The organism is Flavobacterium sp. (assembly GCF_046296355.1).
Lineage (GTDB): Bacteria > Bacteroidota > Bacteroidia > Flavobacteriales > Flavobacteriaceae > Flavobacterium.
Window position 1 is genome coordinate 4367 of sequence record NZ_JBKBLM010000001.1, and the last position, 17563, is coordinate 21929.

The window sequence follows — 17563 nt, forward strand, 5'->3', positions numbered from 1 at the left end:
CCGATGACGCGGATTTCCAATCCGTGCTTTTTCCTTTCTATTTCAATCCAAAAAAATCCGTAACTATCCGTGTTGCCTGTATCCGTTTAATCTGCGTTCCATTTTCAAATTATCACCAACCCGATAGCGCGGATTTGCAATCCGTGCTTTAACCCGATAGCGCGGATTTGCAATCCGTGCTTTAACCCGATGACGCGGATTTCCAATCCGTGCTTTTTCCTTTCTATTTCAATCCAAAAAAATCCGTAACTATCCGTGTTGCCTGTATCCGTTTAATCTGCGTTCCATTTTCAAATTATCCCCAACCAAATAATTATTTCTTTAACTTTACCTCACCAACCCAACGGCTTATGAAACCAAAACACACCTTAATAACGCTTATAGCCATAGCGTTATCACCCCTATTCAGCTTCAGTCAAATCACCCTTACCAACACCGCCGAAGTAGCCAAAATCAAACAAGGCACCACCTACTTCGCCATGAAAGATCCCGCTTCACCCAAAGCAGCAACATACGTCGATGCTATCAAAAAGGCCTATACACTCACCAAAGTAGAATGTATCAAATACACCGATGTAGAGAAAAACATTGCACCAAACAATAGCTTTGTAACTATTGGTGCCAACATGACTACCTCCAACAGCACCTTGGCCTCCACCGAAACCCGAATCTATCTCGAACTTTGGACCACCAACGGCAAATACACCTACGACCCAAAGAAAAGAAGACATTTCAACCAAGCCGATAAAATCTCCATCGCCACCATAGAACTCTTCGCCGATTTCTTCGCCCAAAACAACCCAAGCGCCCTATACAAAATGGACTATGATGCCGTGGGCCATTTCAAAAACTGGGGCACAGGCATTATAACCAATTACCTCCAACAACTAACTTCCCTACTAAACAAAGGCACCGAAACCCTAGCCAAAACCGAAATAGCCAACAAAGAAGCACTCCAAAAGATGGCCTCATCCACGCTATTCATCCCTGACTATGTGCTAACCAAGTTCGCCAAGAACTCTGATGACGAAAGCAAAAAGTACACCGACAAAGAAATCTTCGACGGCTTTACCCAAACCTATAAAGTCTTGCCCACAGCAGAACTCAACGATAAAATCCTAACCAACGCCACACCGTTCTATTACTTACTATTCATCAAAACACCCACCGAGAAATTCGTAACGGTAACCAACTCCCAAACCGGTGAAATCATTTACTCGGCCTATACCGGCTCAGCCACCAATTTCAAAGCCACCGACCTAAAAGAGTTACAAAAAGCATCTCTGAAAAAGTAAGAACCGTCAGTTCGAGTGTCCCGATGAAATCGGGATGTATCGAGAACCCCAATATACTTTTCTCAAAAACCAAGTGGTTATTTTCTAAAATCACAAAAACTCCTTCAATTCCTCTATTTTTATACAAAAATTCATCGCAACCCCCAATAATTTAAAATTTATAATTCAAAATTTATAATATTTCATAAATTTGCCCTATCTTAAACAGGGGTTGTATTAAAAATTGCATTTTTATGAAAATCGAAAAGCGTTGGATAGTTTCTTTTCTCATCATTACTTTAGTCGCCATTTCAGGCTTATTCTGGCCCGAAAAACTAGCCGAAAACAACGACGCATTCAATGCCGTTGACACCATCAGCTATGCCGATGTGGCTTGGTTACTTACCGCTTCTTGTTTGGTTTTATTAATGACGCCGGGCTTAGCATTCTTTTACGGCGGTATGGTCGGGAAAAAGAATGTCATTTCCACCATGCTTAAAAGTTTTATTTGCCTTGGTGTAATCAGTTTGCTTTGGGTTACGGTTGGTTTTTCGCTTTCTTTTGGCGCCCCGATTGGCCCCACGATTAACGGCGTTCACTATGGCATCATTGGCAACCCATTTGATTTTGCTTTCTTTAGCTATGTCGAAATGCACCCGCACAAGACCATGGCTTCTTCGATACCTTTTATTTTGTTTGCTTTGTTCCAAATGAAATTTGCAGTAATAACACCGGCCATCATCACCGGCGCCCTCGCGGAACGCATCCGTTTCATCTCCTTTTTGCTCTTTATTTGTTTGTTTACCCTTTGTATTTATACGCCTTTATGCCACATGATTTGGCACCCAAACGGTCTCTTGGGTAGCTTTTTCGGCGTAAAGGATTTTGCAGGTGGAACAGTCGTTCACATGAGTGCGGGTTTTGCAGCTTTGGCTGGTGTTTTAGTTTTAGGCAAAAGAAAAAACAGCGAGCACATTCCCACCAACATCCCATTCGTCTTATTAGGCACCGGTATGTTATGGTTCGGCTGGTTCGGATTTAATGCCGGTTCAGCTTTAGCGGCTAATGCTACTGCGGCTATGGCCTTTGCCACCACTACCATTTGCTCGGCTTCGGCTATGTTATCGTGGGTATTCTTCGACCGAATGAACGGACGTAAAGTATCCGCACTCGGAGCTTGTATAGGCGCAGTAGTCGGATTAGTAGTAATCACTCCATCCGCAGGTTATGTAACCATTCCGCAAAGTATTTTCTTCGGATTCATAGGCGCCATAGTCTCCAACAAAATGGTCTATTGGAAAAAGCTAAAACAAATAGACGACACTTTAGACGTATTTGCCTGTCACGGCGTAGGCGGAATAATGGGAATGATCCTAACAGCCATCTTTGCCAAAGGAGAAAACGCAAGTTTACTTTACGGCGGCTGGAACATCTTCGGGCATCACATGCTGGCTTTGGTTTTGGTATCGGTATTTACTTTTGGCGGCGCTTATTTGTTATTCAAACTAACCAACATCATCATCCCAATACGCGTTTCAGAAGAATCAGAAAATATGGGCTTAGATTTATCGCAACACGGAGAAGCTTTTTAAATAAGCTACCGTCAGTTCGAGTGATTTCAGCTCATGGCTCACATGAGATGAAATAGTATCGAGAACCTATTCCTCTAACAACAAATTCGCCAAAGCATTGTCCCTATCATAAATGTCTTTGTAGAAATTAACCACGCCTTCATCATCCACCCAAGCGGTAAAATACCCAATATACACCGGTATCTTATTCTTCAAAGTGTGCCATTTTTCTTTTTTGCCGTTCATGGCTGCCTCTATTTTTTCAGGGGTCCAACTCGGGTCGTCTTGCAAAATCAAGTTGGCCAATTCTTTCGGCTTAGCTACACGGATACAACCATGACTAAACGCTCTTTTTTCCTGACTGAATAAACTCTTTGAAGGCGTATCGTGCAAATAAATATTATTAGAATTCGGGAATAAAAACTTTACCAAACCCAATGAATTATTCGGCCCTGGTTTTTGTCGGATGTTATTGCCTTTCCATTCCATATTGTGCTTGGACAAATAGTTCGGATTCTTTTTAATAGCCGGAAGGATCTCTTTATCCCGAATACTTTTCGGCACATTCCAATACGGACTAAAAACAATATAACTCATCATCCCACTAAAAATCACCGTTTCATTCAAAGCCGTTCCCACCACTACATTAGAAACCAAAGCGGCTTTCCCTTCTTTAAAATAAGTCAGGCGATACGATGGAATATTGACCACAATAAATTCTTTAGCTTTAGTCAAATCAGTCGATATCCAACGGCAGCGCTCCATATTGACCATGATGGTTTTAATACGGTCACTTATAGGCACATTCATTTCATCGATGTGTTTAGACGTAATGTTTTTATCTTCCGAAAAACCATTGCGCTTTTTGTACCTCAAAACGGCATCTTGCAACGACTCATCATAAATATTACTCTTCGAATCCGACGCTATGTCATTGGTCAAAAACAATCGCTTTCTGATTTGTACAATTACTTCAGAACTGTCACCGGGTTTAAGCTGCTTGAAATCAGTCGGTACCGAAATCGCTTCCCAACCACCGTTTTTTTCAATCGAACGGTATTTTTGCAAGACACTTTTAAGCTTATAATATTGCCCAATCAATTGCTCTTTGTTGTCCATCAGTTTGGGGTCAATTAATAAAGAATCCAAGTACGCCACATAGGATTGTTTTTTCCGGGGCAAATACCAACCCAACTCATTGGTTTTACTGTCATCAATCCCCTGAAGCACTTTGTTGGTGTAATAGAAATAGTAATTGGTCAAAAACAACTCAACGTCAAGGTTAGGCTTAGAGGCTGTTCTTCGGAACATACCGTCCAATGTTTCTTTGTAAGGAACTTTGGCCAAAAGACCATCCTCAAACAAATTGTTCAGTTTGTTGTAGATGACTTCAGCGGTTTCTTTTCGCCCCTTTTTGTCATACCAGAGGTAATTGTATTGGTTTTTTCGATACAAATCAACCGCTTGTTTTTGGTACAAAACCAACTTAGGATATTTGGCATAAAAAGCCGCTACTTGAGTGCTGTCGAACGACAAAGCAATATCTTCCGAACGAAACTTACTATTCAGATCAGTCGCCGAAGCTGTTTTAGCCTCTTCTTTTTTAGCGCAATACCAACCGGTCAAAGAGAAACCTAAAACCATCATCAAAAGAATTCCACCAAACCACTGCTTACTTTTCATACCAACTTTGAAATTATTTTCATAAAATTACAAAAACTAATGGCTTAAAACTAACGGCAAGTATTATATTTACTACACCAAAAAAACAACCACTAAACAACATAATATCATGAAAAAAACAGTAATCCTATTGATAGCATTAATCACATCTACCACAATAACCGCTCAAGTTAAAGCCAAAACTCCGGTAGTTGACCCTAAAGAACAAATCAACAAAACGCTTGATGCTTGGCACAAAGACGCTGCCGAAGCCAACTTTAAAAACTACTTCGACGCAATGACTGACGATTCTATTTTTATAGGAACCGATGCGACCGAACATTGGGACAAACCCGCTTTTCAGGCTTTTGCCAAACCTTATTTCGACAAAGGAAAAGCTTGGAATTTCACGGCACTTGAAAGACATCTTTACTTCAGCAGTGATAAAAAAATCGCTTGGTTTGACGAATTACTCGATACCCAAATGAAAATTTGTCGCGGTTCGGGCGTAATGGTTTTAGTAAAAGGAAAGTGGAAAATAAAACACTATGTCCTTTCGATGACTGTCCCAAACGACAATATAGACCAAGTCATTGAAGTCAAAGCACCCATAGAAGACGAACTTATCTTGACCCTGAGAGAAAAGAAAAACTAATTTTCACTTCTTGTAAATCCATAGTGATTCTTTTCTCGTACATGAGAACAAGAACCCCAAATCTATGACTATGGACATCAATAAAAAAATCAACATGCTTTTTGGAGCTGTGGCTATTCTAACTACGGTAATGTTAGTTTTTTCGGCCTACTACTTAGCCCTGTTTGCTCCTGTTTTAAAAGATTAGCTTGTAAAACCAAGCCAAAGGCAACACCTATACTAATACCATGTTAGTTTTGTTTTTGTTTAAAGAAAAGCGTCGCTGTATCAGTGGCGCTTTTTGATTTTACCCCCAATTCTATTCTTGTTATTACATTTTTTTTGCTTTTATAAAAACCAAAAATCATTTTAGCTCGTAAATGAGAGAAACACAAAAACAATTTACCATGAGAATTAACAAAACCGTTAAAAAAATAGTCATGAGTATACTGGGAATAGTACTCTTGCTGTTTGGCATCTTGGTTTATCACATTGCCAATGCCAAACCGGTTGGATCGGTTGAAAATGCCACCATCCAAATAAGCCGCATCGATTTTGACCAACCGTTTGATTCCCTGAGCACGGTTGCCATCAAAAAGAATTTGCACAGTATTCCGGGTGTCAAAAGCGACATCATCGTTAAAAGAAATGTAGTAGTGTATTTCCACGACAACACCGTCGCTGATTCCAAAAAAGTATACGACGAGCTAATGACTAAAGGCAATTATAAAGCCGAACGTTTTTTATTACCGCCAAGTTTGGCCGCTAAACAAGTTTGTCCTGTAATGAAAAAAGACAGTTACAAATACAAGTTCAGCAAATTTATCCAAGGAATTTTTAATTAATCTTCAAATTATATCATTATGAAAAAGTATTCAAAATTAGCACTATGTGCTTTAGTCTTCGGAGCGATAGTCTTCACTTCTTGTAGCAGTGACGATGATTCAAATCCGCCTGCAACACCTTCAATCTATGAGAGATTAGGTGGAACAACTATGGTTGCCGATCCCGATAATCCGGGACAAATGATTGAACAAGGTCGTTTAAGCTACCGCAAAGTAGTAAACTCTACTGTTGGTTTAATCGTAGCCGATGTTCAAGCCAATGCCTCAGGGAATTTGGGAGCACACTTTGCTCCGATTTTAGGCGAAGTTACCGCCGGAAACACTACCAACTTAGCCATCTTGGTCGACAATCTTACCGACTTTTTCTCTTTCAACACAGGAGGAACCAATGCGGTAAATACCTATTCAGGTTTGGATATGGTAACGGCGCACAATCCGGCTTTGAACCCAAGAATGGGAACTACATCTACTAATGCCAATTACACCAAATTTGTAGGCTATGTTGGAGCTGCAGCCAATCAAAACGGTGTGGCCGCTGACACCCAATTGTATGCCGATATTGTAGTAGTATTAGAATCACTAAGAGATCCGATTGTTCAATAATTGGAACAACCTTTAAATAAAAAACGCTACCTAAAAAGTAGCGTTTTTTTATTATTTAAGATTTTCCAACATCTCAACCGTCATGGAAGCTAAGTCAAATTTATGCTTCCAATTCCAGTCTTTTTGTGCCGCACTGTCATCAATAGAAGCCGGCCAACTGTCAGCAATCTTCTGACGGAAATCGGGTTGATAAGAAATGGTAAAATCAGGAATGTGGTTTTTGATTTCAGCAGCGATTTCTTTTGGGGTAAAACTCACTCCGGCCAAATTATACGAAGAACGAATCTTGATGTTTTCACTCGGCGCTTGCATAATTTCTACCGTCGCTCGAATAGCATCATCCATATACATCATCGGCAAAGCAGTATCTTCTGAAAGGAAACATTCATACTTGCCGTCTTTCAAAGCTTTGTGGTAAATGTCTACCGCATAATCTGTAGTTCCACCACCAGGTTCAGTCGACCAACTGATTAAGCCAGGATAACGAATACTACGTACATCTACACCGTAAATGTTATGGTAATATTCACACCATCTTTCCCCTGTTTGTTTACTGATGCCGTAAACCGTAGTTGGTTCCATAATGGTATACTGGGGTGTATTGTTTCTTGGCGTTGTAGGTCCAAAAACCGCGATGCTTGAAGGCCAGAATATCTTTTGGATTTTTTTAGCTTTCGCCAAATTCAATACGTGAAAAAGCGAATTCATATTCAAATCCCAGGCAAAAGCCGGATTCTTTTCAGCCGTTGCCGATAGCAAAGCTGCCATCAAATACACATCGGTAATTTGGTATTGTTCTATTAAATGCTCAATCTGATTGTAATCTAAAGCATTGACTACTTCAAAAATGCCCTCGTTGACGATATCAATATTCAGTTTTCGGATGTCGGAAGCCACTACATTGTCAACGCCGTAAATGCCTCTTAGTTTTTTGGTCAGCTCGGTTCCGATTTGTCCGCAAGCACCAATAATTAGGATTTTTGTACTCATTTAGTTTGTGTGTTTTATTCCACTCGTACCATGCAGTCGCTATGCTCGAGTGTCCTGCAAAGATACAGTTTTAAGAAATGTTTCATTACCTAAAAGCGGCGTTCTTTTTTAACAAAATTATAATCCGTTTAACTACTTCATAATGAAGTTTCCTTTTACCTTTGTACCTTTACGACTTAAATTGATTTTAATGAAGATCCGTTTTTCTACTTTGGTTTTAATGCTGCTGTGTTTGGTTTGCTTCGCCAGTTCGCTGACGCTCGTGTCCTGTCAGGAAGACCCAAAGATTCGCATCTTAGAACATGAGAAAGAAGCCAAGAAGCAAGAAGTGATTTTTAACAACATCAGCAAAGGTTGGAACTTCAACAGTAGACCTGTCAATCTAACGGCCGGTTCATTGACCAACAACTGGACAGAATGGCGCTTGTTCTTAAATGAATTAGGTCAAAAGCCCAAAAGCAGTATCGGTGCTTTCAAACAAAAAGCGAGAACACTTTCCAAAAAAGCGGCCGATTTAAACAACAACATCCCCGTAAAATTCGCCGTTCCCGAAGTAAAAAGCAGAATTGCTGCGATAAACACTAAGATAAATTCCATCAATCTTTACATCAATTTGCAACAGATTCCCGATACACAAATTGTAAAATTGGTACAAGAAATCAACACCGAAGTGGCTTCTTTACAGTTCCAACTCGATGAAATTACCCGCAAAAGCAACATTAAAATTGAAGAAGGCGAAAACGATATGTTACGCATGTTAGACACCACGCGCGCTATTCCATCCAAACCTAAAGTACTAAATTCCGTTAAGTAAGCTTTGAGCCAAAACTCTTTATACAACAGTTACTTTCACTCGGCGAAAGTCAAGCAAATAGCAGACAGTCTGGAGACTCCTTTGGCTAAAATTCAGCTGAAAGGACTTTTGGGTTCGTCGCTGTCGTTTGTGTTTCAAGCGATTTTTAAAAAAAGTGAAAAACCATTTTTACTTATTCTCAACGAAAAGGAAGAAGCCGCTTACTACCTCAACGATTTGGAACAAATGATTGGTGCCAATGACGTGCTGTTTTATCCGAGTTCGTATCGCCGTCCGTACCAAATTGAAGAAACCGATAACGCCAATGTATTATTGCGTTCCGAAGTCTTAAACCGAATCAATTCCCGCAAAAAACCCGCCGTTATTGTAACTTATCCCGAAGCACTTTTTGAAAAAGTAGTGACGCGAAAAGAACTAGACAAAAACACTTTAAAGGTTGCAGTAGGCGATAATGTTTCGATAGATTTTATCAACGAAGTCTTATTCGAATACGAATTCAAACGCGTAGATTTTATCACCGAACCGGGAGAATTCTCAGTTCGTGGCGGAATCTTAGATGTGTTTTCGTTTTCCAATGACAATCCGTATCGTATAGAATTTTTTGGGAATGAAGTTGATAGCATACGAACGTTTGATGTGGCAACCCAACTCTCAGTAGAAAAGCAAACCAAGATTACCATCATCCCGAATTTAGAAAATAAATTCATCAAAGAAAACCGCGAAAGTTTCCTCGATTACATAAGCGATAAAACCGTGTTGTGTATTGAAAATACAGAGTTTTTAACCGCTCAACTCGACAAACTTTTTGGCAAAGCTATAGAAACTTTTGACAAACTATCAAAAGACGTCAAACACGCTTCGCCGGAACATCTGTTCTTAAACCAAGAAGGCTTTTTGCGCAAAGCGTTGGATTTTTCTATTGTTGAATTGTCCAACAAACCATTATTCAAAACGACTAAAACTTTCGAGTTTCACATACAACCTCAGCCCTCGTTTAACAAGCAATTTGATTTGCTGTTGAACAATTTGAGCGACAATCATTTCAACGGCTACACCAATTATTTGTATTGTGCCAATGAAGGTCAGGCGAATCGCTTTCACGATATTTTTGAAAGTTTAGACGAAGAAAACCACGAGAATATCCGCAAGCAATACCATACAATAGTTTCCTCTTTGTACCAAGGTTTCATCGATGAAGAAAACCAAATTGCCTGTTACACCGACCATCAAATTTTTGAGCGTTACCACAAATTCACTATCAAAAACGGGTATTCTAAAAAGCAAACACTGACGCTAAAAGAACTGAATTCGCTATCCGTTGGCGATTATGTAACGCATATTGACCACGGCATCGGGAAGTTTGGTGGACTTCAAAAAATTCAAGTCGAAGGCAAAACACAAGAAGCGATTAAACTCGTTTACGCCGACAACGACATTGTTTACGTCAGTATTCATTCGCTACATAAAATTTCGAAATACAACGGAAAAGACGGCACGCCGCCGAAGATTTACAAACTCGGATCGAATGCTTGGAAAGTTTTAAAACAAAAAACCAAAGCACGTGTCAAACATATCGCGTTCAACTTAATCCAATTATACGCCAAGCGAAGATTGGAAAAAGGATTCCAATTTGCGCCTGATAGTTATTTGCAAAAAGAATTAGAAAGCTCGTTCATTTACGAAGATACACCCGACCAAATCACCGCCACGCAAGACGTCAAAGCCGATATGGAAAAAGACCGTCCAATGGATAGGTTGGTTTGTGGCGATGTAGGTTTCGGAAAAACGGAAGTGGCTATTCGTGCGGCATTCAAAGCGGTAGATAATAGCAAGCAAGTCGCTGTTTTGGTACCAACGACCATTTTGGCTTACCAACATTATCGAACCTTTACAGAAAGATTAAAAGAAATGCCGGTTCGCGTGGGTTATCTCAACCGATTCAGAACCGCAAAACAAAAAGCACAAACTTTGGAAGAATTAGCTTCCGGAAAATTGGATATTATCATTGGCACACACCAATTGGTCAACAAAAATGTAGTCTTTAAAGATTTAGGTTTGCTGATTGTAGACGAAGAGCAAAAGTTTGGTGTCAACGTCAAAGACAAACTCAAAACCATCGCTGCAAATGTCGATACGCTGACTTTAACCGCCACGCCTATTCCGAGAACTTTACAGTTTTCATTGATGGCAGCACGAGATTTATCCGTAATTACAACTGCGCCGCCGAATCGTTATCCAATCGAATCGCAAGTGGTTGGGTTTAATGAAGAATTAATTCGCGATGCGATTTCGTATGAAATTCAGCGAAACGGACAAGTGTTTTTCATCAATAATAGAATCGAGAATATCAAGGAAATTGCCGGCATGATTCAAAGATTGGTTCCTGATGCGCGTGTTGGTATTGGTCACGGTCAAATGGAAGGCACGAAGTTGGAAGAACTAATGCTCGGTTTTATGAATGGTGATTTTGATGTACTAGTCGCAACAACGATTATTGAAAGTGGTTTGGATGTGCCGAATGCCAATACGATTTTTATCAACAATGCCAATAATTTCGGACTGTCTGATTTGCATCAAATGCGAGGAAGAGTTGGCCGTAGCAATAAAAAAGCGTTCTGTTATTTCATTTGTCCGCCATACTCAGCCATGACGGAAGATGCCCGCAAACGCATTCAGGCTTTGGAACAATTCAGCGAATTGGGAAGCGGATTCAATATTGCGATGAAAGATTTAGAGATTCGCGGTGCCGGAGATTTATTAGGCGGTGAACAAAGCGGTTTTATCAACGAAATTGGCTTTGAAACCTATCAAAAAATCATGAACGAAGCCATTGAAGAGTTGAAAGAAAACGAATTCAAAGACTTGTACAGCGAAGAAAACGAAGACGAAAACAAAGAATACGTCAAAGATTTACAAATCGACACCGACTTCGAATTATTATTCCCTGACGAATACATCAACAACATTTCAGAACGTTTGAATTTGTATAATGAATTAGGAACCATAAAAGACGAAGCCGGATTAATTGCTTACGAAAATAAACTCATTGACCGTTTTGGAGCGTTACCAAAAGAAGCCAAAGCGTTGTTGAACAGCATTCGCATCAAATGGATTGCAACGCAAATGGGCATCGAAAGAATCGTTATGAAACAAGGCAAACTGATCGGTTATTTTGTATCTGACCAACAATCGGCTTATTACAATTCGATGCAATTCAGACACATGTTACAGTTTGTACAACAACATGGCAACATTTGTAAAATGAAAGAGAAAGAAACCAAAAACGGTTTGCGATTACTCCTCACTTTTGAAAACGTAAAATCTATTTCCCGAGCTTTAGAGTTTATGGAATTGATGAAGAAATAAAAAAGCCACTCGATTTGAGTGGCTTTTCATTTATATATAACTCTGTGGTAATTACATTTTCAAAACTTTGAAATTGGCTTCAACACCATTGATTTTCAGTTTGAAGAAATATGTTCCTCCGGCGAAAGCAGATAGGTCAACATTAGTGTTCATTTCATTAATTTTTTGCTCGAATAACAATTGCCCTTGAACATTGTAAACCGTAACTTCTGTTATTGGGTCTTTAGAAGAAATTGATACATTTCCGTTGGTTGGATTAGGATAATAAGTGTAATCAATATAATTACTTTCACCAACACCAAGCGATTGTAAACAGGTAATATTAGCTTGCCAACCCGGAGCAGTAATGTATTGATCAGAGAAAAATTTAAAAGTCAAAGAACCATCAGGAGCTGATGAAATAATAGTTCCCGGTGAATTAGTTCCTGTATAGCCTCCGGAGAAAAACTCAGGATAAGTCTCATTTGGTCCGTCATAAATGTATAAATAATCATAATCCAATTCCAATTCAAAGGAAGTAAATATTGCTCTTAACATTTGGTTTGGCTGATTCGGAATCATCGTTCTTGTAAACGATTCCATATTAGAATGCTCATCAAATTGGCCGCCGGAATCCGTAAATAGCATACCACCGCAATAATCTCCGGCAGAAGCAAAAATTGTTCTTTCAAAAACAGGCGTAATGCCCGTACAAATAGGTCTTACTCGAAAATCATAATAAGTGTTAGGTGCCAAATTAGTCACTGTATAACTATTAGTATTCACCGTTTGCCAAGAAGACGCAGCGCCAATTAATGTGACTGAAATTTGCCACGAGGTTTGACCCGTGTTCAAATCGTTCCAAGTTATAACCGCTGATGTTTCTGAAATGTTATTGACCAAAACTTCAGCAACCGTATTAATACAGGTGTTGATACAATCTGAACTCAAACAACTTTTCCCGTTTACGGTATTGGTAATTAAAGTTGTCGGTTGTGGTCCGAATCCGTTGGCAAAGCTTATCCCAACTCCTGAAACCAAATGACAATAACTCATAATGGTTCCTTTCACTGTAGTTGTCGGAATTGGTCCTTGAGCACATGTTCCTTCGCTATAGCCGGCTTGCTGCCCGCAACCGTCAATAGACGTATTATTTCCGTTCCAATAACAACCGTGTGTGTGTGGCGACCCTAATGAATGACCAAATTCGTGTGTCATTACTTGTACTGTCCAAGAATAAGTTGGTACGGTAGCATAGCTGAAATTCACATCCGAATAGGCATAATTTGATTGACCGCAAACCGAATTTAAATAAGCAACGCCACCCAATCCACCCGGATCAATTCCTACCAACATTCCAACATCACCATTAAAAACCGGTCTATTTTGCGCAAAGGTTCCTAAATAATCTCCCGAAGTTGAACCCGAAGGCATAGAGCTGTATGGGTCAACCGTTGTCCAGACAAAAATGGATTTTAAAGCAGTAGTGATGCCGTCATTGTTAAATAAAGTTTGAACATTATTGTAAACGGAAGTCATCCAATTGGTTGTGGTGGTAACATTACTGCTGTTTTGCACATACAAAGTATAATCGACTTCAAAATACATCGTAACACATTTCACGGTATTCGCATCTCTTGCAGTGGTGCTTGACTCCGTTAATTCGAATCCTTCCTCTTTAACATGACAATCCCAATCGTTTGTAACGCTCATTTTAGCATCAGAGTATACAATATAATCGGTTTGATTATTGGCTTTGTCTAATTTTCCCACTACCACATTTCCGAATTCCGAACTCGAAAAAATACCGTTGAATTCTCCATTGAAAAAGTTAAAAGAAGACACTGAGTTAGAATCCCCATTGATTATTCCTCTGTAGTACACACCGCTTTGGTAAGGAAAATTTTTTCCCTTGTCGGTATCCACCTGAAATCCTTCTGCAAAAGGGTTAACCTTATACAACAAAATCGAAATTTGTTGTCCTTTGTATGGAATGGTTAAGTCAATCGTTCCGTACTGATTGGTTACAATTTCATTCATTTTGGTTATGTCCAATGTAGCCAATGTAGCTTCTTCGACTACTTTATTTACTTCATTATTGACATTGTTTTGTAAAGGCGTAAGCACAGAAACAGGTTTAAAATTGGCGTTTAATTTTTGCATTTTGCCGATTTCTTGAGCTATTCTATTTTGAGCACTAACTGAGGTTGCTATTAAAAAAACAGCTAAAAGTAGAACTTTCTTCATATGGTATGGAGTTGTTAATTTTTTGATGGGGCTAAAGTTATTGAAATTCACTTAATAATTACTTAATCTTTAATGTTTTAAGAATTTCTTTTTTAAAAATGATAAAAAGCGTCTTCTATGTGTTCAACTTTATAATTATTTTCTTGTTTATAAATGGCAACGATGTCAAATCTGATCTCGACATCCAAATCATTTGAAATGACATATTCATTTACGGCTTTCACCAAGAGTTGGATTTTCTTGGGTTTAACAAAATCTTGCGGCAGGCCAAACTCAATGGAAGAACGGGTTTTAACTTCAACAACGGCTAAAGTGTTTTCTTTTTGAGCAATGATATCAATCTCGGCTTTTTGAAAAGTCCAATTGGTTTCCAAAATGGCATAGCCGTTCTGTTGCAGAAATTCTACCGCCAATTCTTCTCCAAATTTACCTAGTTCGTTGTGTTCTGCCATTATTCAAAAACTACTTTACTATTTTCTGTTGTGACTTCCATCGAAACTTGTCGACCAAAAATCAACGCGCGATTGTCTCTGATATGTCCGGCCGGAAAATTATAAATGATAGGAATATTTAATCCTTTTACAGTGTCTTCAATAATTTCTAAAGCATTTCTTCCCCATGGAATATCATTATCTTTCATATCGGTCATACCGCCAACAATAATTCCTTTCAAACTACTCAAACAACCGTTGCGTTTCAAGTTCATCATCATGCGGTCGATGTGGTATAAATATTCATCTAAATCTTCAATAAAAAGGATTTTATCATTACAATCTATGGCGGATTCTGAACCCAACAAACTATACAAAATCGAAAGGTTTCCGCCTACCAATTCGCCTTTGGCTTTGCCTATGTGATTCAAAGCATCACAATCCAAAGTGTATTGCAATTTCTCGCCAAACAAAGCGGTGCATAAGGAATTTTTCGCTTCATCGGTTGCTCGGGCTACACTCACCGGCATAATCGCATGCAACGATTCAATGCCCATTCGGTTCAAATGACTATGCAAAACGGTCACATCGCTAAAACCGATTATCCATTTCGGGTTTTCTTTAAACTTAGTGAAATCTAAATTATCAATAATCTTTACGGTACCATAACCGCCGCGAACGCACCAAATGGCTTTGATATTCGGATTGTCCATTTGGGCTTGAAAATCGGCTGTGCGCTGTTCTGTTGTTCCGGCCAATTGGTAATAATCTAAACCAATAGTGTTGCCTATTTTGACTTTCAAACCCCAACCTTCGAGCATGTCAACCGTCGGTTTTAAATTATCGTCTATGTTTTTTCGAGCTGTTGAAACGATGGCAATCGTGTCGCCTTTTTGGAGATATGGTGGTGTAATCATCTTTTTTTGGGAATAAGAGGAAATGGTAATTAGTGAAACTAAGATTAAAAGGATTCGCATGAATCAAAAATGATTGTAAATTGGCTGTACCAAAAGTAAACAAATCCCAAAATTAATTCGGGATTTCGTGGCTAAAAAGTTATTTTTGCTCTCTATTTCAAAGAATATGTTAGAAAACCCAAAAAGATATACCATTACCGCAGCTTTACCTTATACGAATGGACCCATTCACATCGGTCATTTGGCCGGCGTTTATGTGCCTTCAGACATTTATGCGCGCTATTTAAGATTACAAGGAAAAGACGTGGCTTTTATTTGCGGAAGCGATGAACACGGTGTGGCCATTTCGATGAAAGCCAAAAAAGAAGGCATTACACCGCAACAAGTGATTGACAAATACGATGGGATTATCCGTAAGTCTTTTATTGATTTCGGAATTTCATTCGACAATTATTCTAGAACATCCTCTAAGATTCATCACGATACTGCTTCTGAATTTTTCAGAAAATTATACGACAACGGCGACTTCATCGAAGAAATAACCGAACAATTATACGATGCCAAAGCGGACCAATTTTTAGCCGATCGTTTCGTAACGGGAACTTGTCCGAGATGCGAAAACCCGGAAGCTTATGGTGACCAATGTGAACGTTGTGGTTCAACTTTAAACGCAACAGATTTAATCAATCCAAAATCTACAATTACAGGTGAAACGCCTATTTTGAAATCAACCAAACACTGGTTTTTACCTTTGGACCGATACGATGATTTCTTAAAAGAATGGATCTTGGTTGGTCATGCCAAAGATTGGAAAACAAATGTTTTAGGTCAAGTAAAATCATGGTTAGATGACGGTTTGAAACCTCGTGCGGTAACGCGTGACCTAGATTGGGGAATCGATGTTCCCGTTGAAGGTGCGGAAGGCAAAAAGCTATATGTTTGGTTTGACGCTCCGATTGGCTACATTTCTTCTACCAAAGAATGGGCTGCCCGCGAAGGGAAAAACTGGGAAGATTATTGGAAAAAGGATGATACCAAATTGGTTCACTTCATCGGAAAAGACAATATTGTTTTCCATTGTATCATTTTCCCGGCGATGTTAAAAGCAGAAGGCAGTTTTATTTTACCCGATAATGTTCCGGCGAATGAATTCTTGAATTTAGAAGGCAATAAATTATCGACTTCGAAAAACTGGGCGGTTTGGTTACACGAATACCTAATCGATTTCCCCGAGAAGCAAGATGTATTGCGTTATGCATTAACCGCAAATGCTCCCGAAACCAAAGACAACGACTTTACTTGGAAAGATTTTCAGGCGAGGAATAACAACGAATTGGCAGCGATTTTTGGCAACTTCATCAATAGAGTTGTGGTTTTAACTAATAAATATTACAACGGAATCGTTCCGTCACCGAATGAATTTTCAGAAGTCGACTTACAAACTTTAGCCGAATTAAAAGCTTATCCTGCAGTAATTTCGAGTTCGATTGAGCGTTACCGTTTCAGAGAAGCACAAGGTGAATTGATGAATGTAGCCCGACTCGGAAATAAATATTTAGCCGACGAAGAACCTTGGAAAATGGTGAAAACCAATCCGGAACGCGTACAAACCCAAATGTATGTTGCCTTGCAAATTGCGGCTGCTTTACAAGTTTTGTCCGAACCGTTTTTACCTTTTACATCAGGTAAATTATCGAAGATTTTAAAATTGGATAGCTTAAGTTGGAATTCGGTTACCGAAACTTCTGAATTAATTGTGGCTGGTCACCAAATTGGCGAAGCCGAAATCTTATTTGCCCAAATTGAGGATGCCGAAATCCAAAAACAAATTGACAAACTTGAAGCGACCAAAAAAGCGAATGTTATGGAAAACCAAGTAACCGAACCACAAAAACCAACATCAACTTTTGAAGATTTTGCCAAATTAGATTTGCGTGTCGGAACGATTTTGGAAGCTGAAAAAATGCCGAAAGCGAATAAACTTTTAGTTCTAAAAGTCGATACCGGAATTGACGTTCGTACCATAGTTTCCGGCATTGCAGAGCATTTTTCTCCGGATGAAGTCGTTGGAAAACGTGTGACGGTTTTAGTAAACTTAGCGCCAAGAGCGTTGCGTGGTGTAGAAAGTCAAGGGATGATTTTGATGACCAATGACAAAGAAGGCAAATTAGTTTTCGTAAATCCGGATGCGGAAGGTGTGGATAATGGTGCTTTGATTAGTTAAATTAAA

The 17563-nt window shown here is 39.2% G+C and carries 13 protein-coding genes; 8 read left to right on the forward strand and 5 right to left on the reverse strand.

What is annotated here, in order from left to right; all coding sequences use genetic code 11:
• Window positions 1-350 precede the first annotated feature (350 nt).
• Together ACK4HO_RS00025 and ACK4HO_RS00030 are read left to right on the forward strand one after the other, a co-directional pair.
• Complete coding sequence (locus ACK4HO_RS00025; protein WP_409660769.1) at window positions 351-1295, forward strand: hypothetical protein; 945 nt, start codon at window positions 351-353, stop codon at window positions 1293-1295.
• A gap of 233 nt (window positions 1296-1528) precedes the next feature.
• Window positions 1529-2866, forward strand: coding sequence for an ammonium transporter (locus ACK4HO_RS00030; protein WP_409660772.1), 1338 nt, complete (start codon window positions 1529-1531; stop codon window positions 2864-2866).
• A gap of 66 nt (window positions 2867-2932) precedes the next feature.
• On the opposite strand, the gene ACK4HO_RS00035 is transcribed toward ACK4HO_RS00030, so the two are convergent.
• Window positions 2933-4528, reverse strand: coding sequence for a murein L,D-transpeptidase (locus ACK4HO_RS00035; protein ID WP_409660775.1), 1596 nt, complete (start codon window positions 4526-4528; stop codon window positions 2933-2935).
• Between the two features lie 109 nt (window positions 4529-4637).
• On the opposite strand from ACK4HO_RS00035, the gene ACK4HO_RS00040 reads away from it, so the two are divergent.
• From ACK4HO_RS00040 to ACK4HO_RS00050, 3 genes are all read left to right on the forward strand, one after another.
• Window positions 4638-5162, forward strand: a complete 525-nt coding sequence (locus ACK4HO_RS00040) for a nuclear transport factor 2 family protein (RefSeq protein ID WP_409660778.1) — start codon at window positions 4638-4640, stop codon at window positions 5160-5162.
• A 386-nt stretch (window positions 5163-5548) separates the two neighbouring features.
• On the forward strand, window positions 5549-5986 hold the full coding sequence (locus ACK4HO_RS00045; RefSeq protein WP_409660781.1) for a hypothetical protein: 438 nt from the start codon (window positions 5549-5551) through the stop codon (window positions 5984-5986).
• 18 nt (window positions 5987-6004) lie between these two features.
• Entirely contained in the window at window positions 6005-6589 is a 585-nt protein-coding gene (locus ACK4HO_RS00050; protein ID WP_409660783.1) for a hypothetical protein, read from the forward strand.
• 51 nt (window positions 6590-6640) lie between these two features.
• Here the strand turns inward: ACK4HO_RS00050 and ACK4HO_RS00055 are convergent, their stop codons facing one another.
• Window positions 6641-7579 (reverse strand): L-threonine 3-dehydrogenase, encoded by a 939-nt coding sequence (locus tag ACK4HO_RS00055; RefSeq protein WP_409660786.1) that lies wholly within the window; start codon window positions 7577-7579, stop codon window positions 6641-6643.
• Between the two features lie 190 nt (window positions 7580-7769).
• On the opposite strand from ACK4HO_RS00055, the gene ACK4HO_RS00060 reads away from it, so the two are divergent.
• Both ACK4HO_RS00060 and mfd read left to right on the forward strand, forming a co-directional pair.
• Window positions 7770-8393, forward strand: coding sequence for a hypothetical protein (locus ACK4HO_RS00060; protein WP_409660789.1), 624 nt, complete (start codon window positions 7770-7772; stop codon window positions 8391-8393).
• Between the two features lie 3 nt (window positions 8394-8396).
• Window positions 8397-11759, forward strand: coding sequence for a transcription-repair coupling factor (gene mfd, locus ACK4HO_RS00065; RefSeq protein ID WP_409660792.1), 3363 nt, complete (start codon window positions 8397-8399; stop codon window positions 11757-11759).
• A 51-nt stretch (window positions 11760-11810) separates the two neighbouring features.
• Here mfd and ACK4HO_RS00070 read toward each other — a convergent pair whose 3' ends face one another.
• The 3 genes from ACK4HO_RS00070 to ACK4HO_RS00080 all read right to left on the reverse strand — a co-directional run bounded on the left by ACK4HO_RS00070 (window position 11811) and on the right by ACK4HO_RS00080 (window position 15333).
• On the reverse strand, window positions 11811-13985 hold the full coding sequence (locus ACK4HO_RS00070; RefSeq protein ID WP_409660794.1) for a M12 family metallo-peptidase: 2175 nt from the start codon (window positions 13983-13985) through the stop codon (window positions 11811-11813).
• A gap of 92 nt (window positions 13986-14077) precedes the next feature.
• Window positions 14078-14437 carry a YraN family protein gene (locus ACK4HO_RS00075; protein WP_409660797.1) on the reverse strand — a complete coding sequence of 120 codons (360 nt, stop codon included), beginning with the start codon at window positions 14435-14437 and terminating at the stop codon, window positions 14078-14080.
• Window positions 14437-15333 carry an LD-carboxypeptidase gene (locus ACK4HO_RS00080; RefSeq protein WP_409660800.1) on the reverse strand — a complete coding sequence of 299 codons (897 nt, stop codon included), beginning with the start codon at window positions 15331-15333 and terminating at the stop codon, window positions 14437-14439. The genes ACK4HO_RS00075 and ACK4HO_RS00080 overlap by 1 nt, the downstream gene beginning before the upstream one ends.
• Window positions 15334-15499: 166 nt before the next feature.
• On the opposite strand from ACK4HO_RS00080, the gene metG reads away from it, so the two are divergent.
• The gene (gene metG / locus ACK4HO_RS00085) at window positions 15500-17557 is read left to right on the forward strand and encodes a methionine--tRNA ligase (RefSeq protein WP_409661823.1); all 2058 of its coding nucleotides are present in this window, start codon (window positions 15500-15502) and stop codon (window positions 17555-17557) included.
• Window positions 17558-17563: the final 6 nt, after the last annotated feature.

Coding starts and splice junctions, on each gene's coding strand:
- ACK4HO_RS00025 (WP_409660769.1), top strand. CDS start 351: ATGAAACCAAAACACACCTTAATAACGCTTATAGCCATAGCGTTATCA.
- ACK4HO_RS00030 (WP_409660772.1), top strand. CDS start 1,529: ATGAAAATCGAAAAGCGTTGGATAGTTTCTTTTCTCATCATTACTTTA.
- ACK4HO_RS00035 (WP_409660775.1), bottom strand. CDS start 4,528: ATGAAAAGTAAGCAGTGGTTTGGTGGAATTCTTTTGATGATGGTTTTA.
- ACK4HO_RS00040 (WP_409660778.1), top strand. CDS start 4,638: ATGAAAAAAACAGTAATCCTATTGATAGCATTAATCACATCTACCACA.
- ACK4HO_RS00045 (WP_409660781.1), top strand. CDS start 5,549: ATGAGAATTAACAAAACCGTTAAAAAAATAGTCATGAGTATACTGGGA.
- ACK4HO_RS00050 (WP_409660783.1), top strand. CDS start 6,005: ATGAAAAAGTATTCAAAATTAGCACTATGTGCTTTAGTCTTCGGAGCG.
- ACK4HO_RS00055 (WP_409660786.1), bottom strand. CDS start 7,579: ATGAGTACAAAAATCCTAATTATTGGTGCTTGCGGACAAATCGGAACC.
- ACK4HO_RS00060 (WP_409660789.1), top strand. CDS start 7,770: ATGAAGATCCGTTTTTCTACTTTGGTTTTAATGCTGCTGTGTTTGGTT.
- ACK4HO_RS00070 (WP_409660794.1), bottom strand. CDS start 13,985: ATGAAGAAAGTTCTACTTTTAGCTGTTTTTTTAATAGCAACCTCAGTT.
- ACK4HO_RS00075 (WP_409660797.1), bottom strand. CDS start 14,437: ATGGCAGAACACAACGAACTAGGTAAATTTGGAGAAGAATTGGCGGTA.
- ACK4HO_RS00080 (WP_409660800.1), bottom strand. CDS start 15,333: ATGATTACACCACCATATCTCCAAAAAGGCGACACGATTGCCATCGTT.
- metG (WP_409661823.1), top strand. CDS start 15,500: ATGTTAGAAAACCCAAAAAGATATACCATTACCGCAGCTTTACCTTAT.